This window comes from Streptococcus taoyuanensis, from assembly GCF_029589235.1.
Classification (GTDB): Bacteria; Bacillota; Bacilli; order Lactobacillales; family Streptococcaceae; genus Streptococcus; species Streptococcus taoyuanensis.
In genome coordinates this window covers 381,117-389,401 of sequence record NZ_JARQVW010000001.1, presented here as the reverse complement: position 1 = coordinate 389,401, position 8,285 = coordinate 381,117, and the positions used below count along the sequence as shown (strand labels likewise).

Genomic DNA, 8,285 nt, shown 5'->3' with positions numbered 1-8,285 from the left:
GCCCTACTCAACTGTGCGGAGGTGGGACGACGAAATCGAATTCTAACGAATTACCGATTTCTGTCCCACTCTCTTTTATTTTTGAAATCAGTCTGTTAGTTTCATGGCTTTGATTTTTTCTTCTTCTGGGGTGACCCGCAGAGTCTTTTGGCCGGTGTAGGTGACAAAACCGGGCTTTCCACCAGTTGGTTTATTGAGTTTCTTGACTTCGATCATATCTACTTGGACCAGGTTTGAGAGACGGGCCTTGGAATAGTAGGCGGCCAACTCTGCAGCATCGGTCTTCACTTCATCCGATGGATTTAGATTTCCTGTAATGACGACGTGGCTTCCCGGGATATCTTTGGCATGGAACCAGAGCTCATCTTTCTTAGCGATCTTAAAGGTCAGTTCATCGTTTTGCAAATTATTGCGACCCACTAAAATGATGGTTTTTCCATCACTAGCTAGGTATTTCTCAGGTTTTTTCCGTTTATGAATTTTTTCGCGATTGCGCCGTTTGATAAAGCCGGTCTGGATTAGCTCTTCTCGAATTTCTGCCACCTCAGCTAGGCTCGCTTGAGAAAGGGCTGTTTCAACCGTTTCAAGATAAGAAATGGTTTCCTTGGTTTCTTGAATGAGGATGGTCAAATGTTTGACGGCTTCTTTTAACTTCTGGTAGCGTTTAAAGTAGCGTTGGGCATTTTGATTGGGGGTCAGGGCCTTGTTGAGTTGGATGGTAATGGGCTCGTTGGTATAGTAATTGTCCAGGACAACTTGGTCTTGGTCGTTTGGTACCTGATGGAGGAAGGTTGTCAGCAATTCTCCTTTTTGGCGGAATTCTTCCGCATTGTCGGTCGCCGCTAACTCCGCCTCTTGTTTGGCTAATTTTTTCCGGTTCTTTTCAAGATCGTTTTCGACCTTGCGGATCAACTCACTGGCCTGTTGTTGCACCCGATCGCGCTCAGCCTTGTCTCGGTAATAGTCATCCAGCAGATCGGAAAGTGTCTCAAAGGTTTGACTAGTCGCATCTGCAAAGGGGATAGCCGAGAAGGATTTGGTTGTTAGGCGTGGCTCAGTTGGAGCTTGGAAAAAGGCACGGAAGGTCTTTAATTTTCCATCCGTCTCAAGTCGCTTGGCTAATTCTTGAGCCGTATCTCGCCCCAAACCTTGGAAACATTTTTGAAGGTTCTTTGGACTTAACTCTTCCTTGTGAAGAAGGGCAAAAAGGGCTTCATCTCCAATTGTAAAAGGATTGACCGCGTCGGTTTTCGGAGGGGCTACATAGGTTGATCCAGGAAGAATGGTCCGGTAGCTATTTTGTGAGAAGCCGACATGTTTGATGGCCTCGATGATTTTATTGCTGGTCCGGTCTAGGAGAATAATATTACTGTGCTTGCCCATGATTTCGATCATTAAGCTGACAGAAATGGCATCTCCAATTTCGTTTTTATTGGAGACACGGATTTCGAGAATCCGGTCGTTCTCCAATTGCTCAATCCCTTCGATGACAGCGCCTTGAAGATATTTACGCATGACCATAATAAAGGTATTAGGAAAGGCAGGATTTTCAAAGTTGGTCTGGGTCCGTTGTATCCGTCCGAAAACAGAATGGGCAGAGAGTAAGAGTTTTTGGTTTTTCCGATTGCCTCGGATTTGGAGTACCAATTCTTGCTCGAAAGGTTGATTAATTTTTTGAATGCGACCACTTAAGAGTTCAGCCTTCAATTCGTGGACCATATGGTGTAAAAAAAATCCATCAAAAGACATGGGATTCCTCATCATTCTAGCGTTTATTCTAGTAAATTATATCAAAAATAGAGCGGAAATCCCAGAAAGAAGCAAGGGGATGTAATATAGAAAATGCGAACGTTTTCAAAAAAATGCAGAAAAAGTATTGACATTTTTGTAAGAAAACTTTAAAATGTAAGAAATTAGAAAAGTAGTAAATGAAAGTTTCAAGAGAGCCCACGGTTGCTGAGAGTGGGTAGCGGCAGTTTATGAAATTGGACTAATGATGAGATGAATTTGAAACAATAAAAATTCGGTTGGCACACCTTATCGTGCAACTTGTTGCTAGACAAGACAGAGATATGGGGAGAGACTATCCTTTTCCCATAAGTGAGGTGGCACCGCGATGACACGTCCTCACATAGCTTTTGCTATGTGTGGGCGTGTTTTTTGTTTTAGATGAGAAGGGAGAAAAGATATGAAGAAACGATGGCGTCGCATTCTTTAGAGGATGAAAATTAGAAGAAAATGAAAAAATAGAAGAGGTAGTAAAATGAAAAATAAACGGTTAATGGGAATTATTGGTTTGATTGCAGCAGCAGTCATTGGGACAGCGATCTATTCAGCTACAGCAGGCAAAGACAACAAGGCAGCAACTAGCAATGAAAAAGCTAAAGTTGGGGTCTTGCAGTTGGTCAGCCACCCTTCTCTTGATTTGATCTACAAGGGAATTCAAGATGGTTTGGCTGAAGAAGGTTATGACAAGGACAAAGTGGACATTGATTTCCTCAATGCAGAAGGGGACCAAAACAAGGTTGCAACCATGAGTAAACAATTGGTAGACAAGGATAACCAAGTCTTGATTGGGATTGCAACTCCATCTGCTCAAGGTTTGGCTAGTGCAACCAAAGACAAACCAATTGTCATGGGTGCTATCACCGATCCGGTCGGTGCTAAATTGGTCAAAGATTTAAAAAAACCAGGTGGCAATATCACTGGGGTATCTGACCACAATCCAACTGAGCAACAGTTGAAATTGATTAAAGAGTTGACTCCAAACGTGAAAACAATCGGGATCCTTTACTCAACCAGTGAGGATAATTCTAAAACGCAAGTAGAAGAATTTACAAAATTAGCTGAAAAAGCAGGTTACAAGGTGGTTCCTTATTCAGTCCCTTCTACAAATGAAATTGCTTCAACGGTTTCTGTCATGACTGGTAAAGTCGATGCTATCTGGGTTCCAATTGACAATACCATCGCTTCAGCCTTCTCAACAGTTGTCGAAGCCAACAAAACAGCTAAAAAACCAATCTTCCCAAGTGCGACGGCCATGGTTGAAGCTGGTGGTCTTGGTTCAGTCGTTGTTGACCAACATGATCTTGGAGTAGCAACTGGTAAAATGGCTGCGAAGATCTTGAAAGGTCAAAAACCTGCGGATACACCTGTTGAAATCTTTAGCCAAGGAAAATCTGTCATCAATAAAAAAGTCGCAGATGAATTGGGTATTACTATTCCAGAATCTGTCTTGAAAGATGCTGGACAAGTCATTAAATAAAAAGGAAACGAATCACAAGAATGGCAAGGGAATTTAGCATTGGTAGGTCTTTAAATTGTGATATTTAAAAATGTTTACCAGTGCTCACGACCAGCTTTGTTACTCATGATAGAGGAGAAAGATATGGAAGTTAATATAACAGATCTTCATCCGACCCAACTATATTTATCAGAAAAGAAGTTACAAGCTATCCAGATGCTGGATCAGTCGGCAGACATCATCAATGTGGATCCAATTAGTGTTCTTGCATTTGGAAATCGCTTCTTGATTACAGACGGGCATCACAGGGCTTATCAGGCTTTATTGGCAGGTCGGGATATGATTTCTGCTGAGTTTGATAGAGATGGTGGCGATGCCTTGTATGCTCTCTATGCGCAAGCTTGCAAGGAAAGAAAGATAGACTCTGTTTTGGATTTAAAAAATCGTATCTTACCTCAAGATGAGTATGAAGCAAAATGGTATAACTGGTGTGATGGTTTTAACCAAGCAGCAACCCTTCTCTTGAAAAAGAAAGCAGATGAAGCAGACCAGGCCAATAGATAATGCACTGCGTCTTGTTCCCTTTTGTATTGGAATTAGTCTCATCTAACTTGTTTTTTAACTAAAAATCTGATAAACTAAAAGGTAACTGAATAGAAATCTGCAAGACTAGTACCTCAAGGGAAGTGCCACAGGGAGAAGAGCCGTGACTGAAAGCTCTTTGCATGAAAGCTGAGTGAATTCACTTGCGAAAGGATTTATGAATTAAGGTCTGAGTTTCAGATAAAAACGGATGGTACCGCGTGTCAACGCTCCGAATGAGGGTGTGGCGCGTGGTTTTTTCTATGTCTGAGTGAAGACCATGATGGAGGAAATATGTCAACGATTGAAGAACAACTAAAAGCGCTTCGAGAAGAAACGCTGGCAGCCTTGAAGCAGATATCTGCTGAAAATGAAAAAGAGATGCAAGAACTACGGGTCTTTGTCCTTGGGAAAAAAGGATCTCTGACTGAGATCCTCAAAGGGATGAAAGATGTCTCTGCTGAGATGCGTCCGGTTATCGGGAAACACGTCAATGAAGCCCGTGATGTCTTGACGGCTGCCTTTGAAGAAACTGCCAAACTCTTGGAAGAAAAGAAAGTCCAAGCTAAACTAGCGAGCGAAAGCATCGATGTGACCCTTCCAGGACGTCCAGTTGCTAGTGGTTACCGTCATATTTTGGCCCAAACTAGTGAAGAAATCGAAGATATCTTTATCGGGATGGGGTATCAAGTCGTAGACGGCTTTGAAGTCGAAAAAGACTACTACAACTTTGAACGCATGAACTTGCCAAAGGATCACCCAGCTCGTGATATGCAGGATACCTTCTACATCACAGAAGAAATCTTGCTTCGGACCCATACTTCACCTGTACAGGCGCGGGCGATGGATGCACATGACTTTAGCAAGGGGCCTTTGAAGATGATCTCTCCAGGGCGTGTTTTCCGTCGGGATACAGATGATGCGACCCACAGCCACCAATTCCATCAAATCGAAGGTTTGGTCGTTGGGAAAAACATTTCCATGGCCGACCTTCAAGGAACGCTTCAATTGATCGTGCAAAAGATGTTTGGTGCAGAACGTCAAATCCGTTTGCGTCCTTCTTACTTCCCATTCACTGAGCCATCGGTTGAAGTGGACGTTTCTTGCTTTAAGTGTGGTGGAGCGGGATGTAACGTATGTAAGAAAACTGGTTGGATTGAAATCATGGGAGCTGGTATGGTTCACCCACGCGTCCTTGAGATGAGTGGCATTGATCCAACAATCTATTCAGGATTTGCCTTTGGACTTGGTCAAGAGCGTGTGGCCATGCTTCGTTACGGAATCAATGATATCCGTGGCTTCTATCAAGGGGATGTTCGCTTCTCAGAACAGTTTAAATAATCATGTTAGTTAGAGTAAAAATCGATCAATTAGAGACCTTACGTGACCTAGAAGTGGAAACCTATCGGGATACCTTTGGTCCCTATATTGTTGAGGAAGATTTGGAAGATTACTTCTCTACTGTGCTCTCTTTGGAGCAAATTGAGAAGGATCTGCTAGATCCAGAATCCGAAACCTATTTTGTCCTCAATGAAGAACAAGAAATCTGTGGTTTTCTCAAGTTTAACTGGGGCAAGGCCCAAACGGAGCCAGTAGAGATGGACAAGTCCTTTGAGATCCAACGGATCTATGTCAAGAAGGAATGTCATGGGGCTGGTTTCGGCAAGGAAATGTTTACCTTTGCGCTGGATCAAGCCAAGAGACGTGGCTTTGAGTGGGCCTGGCTAGGTGTCTGGGAACGCAATTTTAAGGCGCAAGATTTTTACTACCGCTTTGGTTTTGAACGATTTAGTGAACACCAGTATATAACCGGAGATACCGTGGATACAGACTGGTTGTTGAGAAAGAAATTGATCTAGAAGGAACAAGAAACTTCTATTCTAGAGAAGGGGAGGTTACTAGACCTACCTAAGCCAGCCTCGGGCTGGAAAACACAAAATGAAAGGATCTAAACGAGGGTCAAAGGAAATCTAGGACAGTCATCTAGATGTTAGCATAGCCCTTGGTATCTTACATATGTTAGTTAGTTATAAATGGTTAAAAGAATTGGTGGACATCGATGTGCCATCACAAGAGTTGGCTGAAAAAATGTCAACCACAGGGATCGAGGTAGAAGGTGTGGAATCACCAGCTGCTGGTCTCTCAAAAATTGTCGTCGGAGAAGTCTTGTCTTGTGAAGATGTGCCAGAAACTCATCTTCATGTCTGCCAAGTCAATGTGGGTGAAGAAGAAGCCCGTCAAATCGTCTGTGGAGCACCAAATGTGCGTGCAGGCATCAAGGTTATGGTGGCTCTTCCGGGTGCTCGCATTGCGGATAACTACAAGATCAAAAAAGGAAAAATCCGTGGTTTAGAATCACTAGGGATGATCTGTTCACTTGGTGAATTGGGCATTTCTGACTCCGTTGTACCTAAGGAATTCGCAGATGGCATCCAAATCTTGCCAGATGATGCAGTACCAGGTGAGGAAGTATTCTCTTACCTAGACTTGGATGATGAAATCATCGAACTTTCCATCACTCCAAACCGTGCAGATGCTCTTTCTATGCGTGGGGTAGCGCACGAAGTAGCAGCGATCTATGACAAGGCAGTCAATTTCAAAGACTTTACGTTGTCTGAAACAGACCAAGCTGCAGCCGATACTCTTTCTGTCAGCATTGACACAGACAAGGCATCTTACTATGCCGCTCGTATCTTGGACAATGTGACCATCGCACCAAGTCCACAATGGTTGCAAAATCTTCTCATGAATGAAGGCATCCGTCCAATCAATAACGTGGTGGACGTGACCAACTATATCTTGCTCTACTTTGGTCAGCCGATGCATGCCTTTGACTTGGATACCTTTGAAGGAAACGACATCCGTGTGCGTGAAGCGCGTGCTGGTGAAAAATTAGTAACCTTGGATGGGGAAGAACGTGAGTTGGAAACAAGTGACCTCGTGATTACGGTTGCGGACAAACCAGTAGCCCTTGCAGGTGTCATGGGTGGACAAGCTACAGAAATCTCTGAAAAATCTACTCGTGTTGTCCTTGAAGCAGCTGTCTTCAATGGCAAATCGATCCGTAAGACTAGCGGTCGCCTTAACCTTCGTTCTGAATCATCTTCTCGCTTTGAAAAAGGGATCAATGTGGCAACCGTCAATGAAGCCCTTGATGCGGCAGCGAGCATGATTGCAGAGCTTGCAGGTGCCACTGTTCGCAAGGGAATCGTTTCAGCAGGCCAGCTCGATACTTCTGATGTGGAAGTTTCTTCTACCCTTGCAGACGTTAACCGTGTCCTTGGGACAGATCTTACTTATGCCGATGTCGAAGATGTCTTCCGTCGTCTTGGATTTGGTCTTTCTGGAAATGCTGAAAGCTTTACTGTCAGCGTCCCTCGCCGCCGTTGGGATATCACCATTGAAGCGGACCTCTTTGAAGAAATCGCTCGGATTTACGGTTATGACAAATTACCAGCAACCCTTCCAAAAGATGACGGGACAGCAGGTGAATTGACAGCAACTCAAAAATTGCGTCGCCAAGTTCGAACCATTGCTGAAGGAGCAGGCTTGACTGAAATCATCACTTATGCGTTGACAACTCCTGAAAAAGCCGTGGAATTCACAACTGCGCCAAGTAACTTAACAGAGCTCATGTGGCCAATGACTGTGGATCGTTCAGTCCTCCGTCAAAATATGATCTCAGGGATCTTAGATACCGTAGCTTACAACGTCGCTCGTAAAAACAAAGATTTGGCCCTCTACGAGATCGGAAAAGTCTTTGAACAGACAGGTAATCCAAAAGAAGAATTGCCAAACGAAATCAACAGCTTTGCCTTTGCTTTAACTGGCCTTGTCGCTGAAAAAGACTTCCAAACTGCAGCTGTTCCAGTTGACTTCTTCTATGCAAAAGGAATCCTTGAAGCCCTCTTTGCTCGCTTGGGTCTTGATGTGACTTATACAGCAACACAAGAAATCAAGAGTCTCCACCCAGGTCGGACAGCCTTGATCTCACTGGGTGACCAAGTGATTGGGGTCTTGGGACAAGTCCATCCTGTAACAGCTAAAGCTTATGATATCCCAGAAACCTATGTGGCAGAATTGAACTTATCTGCTATTGAAGCAGCTCTTCAACCAGCCGCAGCCTTTGTGGAAATCACTAAATTCCCAGCTGTGAGCCGTGATATCGCCCTTCTCCTCAAAGCAGAAGTGACTCACCAAGAGGTGGTCGATGCCATCCAAGCAGCTGGCGTGAAACGTTTGACAGATATCAAACTCTTTGACGTCTTCTCAGGCGAAAAACTAGGACTTGGTATGAAGTCAATGGCTTATAGCTTGACCTTCCAAAATCCAGAAGATAGCTTGACAGATGAAGAAGTTGCACGCTACATGGAAAAAATCCAAGCTTCTCTCGAAGAAAAAGTAGACGCAGAAGTACGTTAAAATGTGTATAGAAAAAACCGTTGATGACTCATCAACG

Annotated in this window: 6 protein-coding genes and 1 other annotated feature; of the genes, 5 read left to right on the top strand and 1 reads right to left on the bottom strand. The window is 43.8% G+C overall.

What is annotated here, in order from left to right; translation table 11 throughout:
- Positions 1-87: 87 nt before the first annotated feature.
- Positions 88-1,749, bottom strand: a complete 1,662-nt coding sequence (locus P5Y91_RS01860; RefSeq protein WP_277838831.1) for an Rqc2 family fibronectin-binding protein — start codon at positions 1,747-1,749, stop codon at positions 88-90.
- Between the two features lie 150 nt (positions 1,750-1,899).
- Positions 1,900-2,132 (top strand) — a binding site (T-box leader).
- A gap of 131 nt (positions 2,133-2,263) precedes the next feature.
- Between P5Y91_RS01860 and trpX the strand changes: the two genes are divergently transcribed.
- The 5 genes from trpX (at position 2,264) to pheT (ending at position 8,248) form a co-directional block, all read left to right on the top strand.
- Positions 2,264-3,265, top strand: a complete 1,002-nt coding sequence (gene trpX / locus P5Y91_RS01855; protein WP_277838830.1) for a tryptophan ABC transporter substrate-binding protein — start codon at positions 2,264-2,266, stop codon at positions 3,263-3,265.
- Between the two features lie 123 nt (positions 3,266-3,388).
- Complete coding sequence (locus P5Y91_RS01850; protein ID WP_277838829.1) at positions 3,389-3,808, top strand: chromosome partitioning protein ParB; 420 nt, start codon at positions 3,389-3,391, stop codon at positions 3,806-3,808.
- A gap of 312 nt (positions 3,809-4,120) precedes the next feature.
- Complete coding sequence (pheS, locus tag P5Y91_RS01845) at positions 4,121-5,167, top strand: phenylalanine--tRNA ligase subunit alpha (RefSeq protein WP_070588833.1); 1,047 nt, start codon at positions 4,121-4,123, stop codon at positions 5,165-5,167.
- 2 nt (positions 5,168-5,169) lie between these two features.
- Positions 5,170-5,685, top strand: coding sequence for a GNAT family N-acetyltransferase (locus tag P5Y91_RS01840; protein ID WP_070674375.1), 516 nt, complete (start codon positions 5,170-5,172; stop codon positions 5,683-5,685).
- Between the two features lie 157 nt (positions 5,686-5,842).
- Complete coding sequence (gene pheT, locus P5Y91_RS01835) at positions 5,843-8,248, top strand: phenylalanine--tRNA ligase subunit beta (protein ID WP_277838828.1); 2,406 nt, start codon at positions 5,843-5,845, stop codon at positions 8,246-8,248.
- Positions 8,249-8,285 lie beyond the last annotated feature (37 nt).

Coding starts and splice junctions, on each gene's coding strand:
- pheS (WP_070588833.1), top strand. CDS start 4,121: ATGTCAACGATTGAAGAACAACTAAAAGCGCTTCGAGAAGAAACGCTG.
- pheT (WP_277838828.1), top strand. CDS start 5,843: ATGTTAGTTAGTTATAAATGGTTAAAAGAATTGGTGGACATCGATGTG.
- P5Y91_RS01840 (WP_070674375.1), top strand. CDS start 5,170: ATGTTAGTTAGAGTAAAAATCGATCAATTAGAGACCTTACGTGACCTA.
- P5Y91_RS01850 (WP_277838829.1), top strand. CDS start 3,389: ATGGAAGTTAATATAACAGATCTTCATCCGACCCAACTATATTTATCA.
- P5Y91_RS01860 (WP_277838831.1), bottom strand. CDS start 1,749: ATGTCTTTTGATGGATTTTTTTTACACCATATGGTCCACGAATTGAAG.
- trpX (WP_277838830.1), top strand. CDS start 2,264: ATGAAAAATAAACGGTTAATGGGAATTATTGGTTTGATTGCAGCAGCA.